This window comes from Aestuariivita boseongensis, from assembly GCF_001262635.1.
In the GTDB taxonomy this organism is placed as follows: Bacteria; Pseudomonadota; Alphaproteobacteria; order Rhodobacterales; family Rhodobacteraceae; genus Aestuariivita; species Aestuariivita boseongensis.
On record NZ_JXYH01000114.1, the window covers coordinates 1 to 1,174 of the forward strand.

Annotated in this window: 1 protein-coding gene; it reads right to left on the minus strand. The window is 61.2% G+C overall.

Annotation, left to right across the window (positions count from 1 at the left end; genetic code table 11):
* A partial coding sequence (gene tuf / locus TR61_RS19375) for an elongation factor Tu (RefSeq protein ID WP_050932206.1) occupies positions 1-1,174 on the minus strand: 1,174 nt, incomplete at both ends.

Sequence of the window (1,174 nt, forward strand, 5' to 3'; positions counted from 1 at the left end):
ACTCGACGATTTTCGAGACGACGCCTGCGCCGACGGTGCGGCCGCCTTCGCGGATGGCGAAGCGCAGGCCCTGTTCCATCGCGATCGGGGCGATCAGCTCAACACCAAACGACACGTTGTCGCCCGGCATCACCATCTCGGTGCCTTCCGCCAGCGTAACCGTGCCGGTCACGTCGGTCGTCCGGAAGTAGAACTGCGGACGGTAGTTCGCGAAGAACGGCGTGTGACGGCCACCTTCCTCTTTGGTCAGGATATAGGCTTCGGCTTCGAACTTGGTGTGCGGCGTCACCGAACCAGGCTTACACAGAACCTGGCCACGCTCAACGCCCTCACGGTCGATACCGCGCAGCAGCGCGCCGATGTTGTCGCCCGCTTCACCGCGATCCAGCAGCTTGCGGAACATCTCAACCCCGGTGCAGGTCGTTTTCTGCGTGTCGCGGATGCCGACGATTTCGATCTCGTCGCCCACGTTGATCACGCCACGTTCCACACGCCCCGTAACAACCGTACCACGGCCCGAGATCGAGAACACGTCTTCGATCGGCATCAGGAAGGGCTGGTCCACCGCACGCTCGGGCGTGTCGATATAGTCGTCAACCGCCTGCATCAGTTCGCGGATCTTGTTCTCGCCGATCTCGGGATCACGGCCTTCCATCGCCGCCAGCGCCGAGCCTGCGATGATCGGGATATCGTCGCCGGGGTAGTCGTACGAAGACAGCAGTTCGCGGATTTCCATTTCCACCAGCTCAAGCAGCTCTTCGTCGTCAACCTGGTCGACCTTGTTCATGAAGACGACCATCTTCGGGATACCAACCTGGCGGCCCAGCAGGATGTGCTCGCGGGTTTGCGGCATCGGGCCGTCAGCAGCGTTCACAACCAGGATCGCGCCGTCCATCTGCGCCGCACCGGTGATCATGTTCTTCACATAGTCGGCGTGGCCGGGGCAGTCGACGTGGGCGTAGTGACGGTTGTCGGTCTCATATTCCACGTGCGCGGTCGAGATCGTGATGCCGCGGGCCTTCTCTTCGGGCGCGCCGTCAATCTGGTCATAGGCCTTGAAGTCGCCAAAATACTTCGTGATCGCCGCAGTCAGCGTCGTCTTGCCGTGGTCAACGTGACCAATCGTGCCGATGTTCACATGCGGCTTCGTGCGTTCAAACTTTTCCTTTGCCAT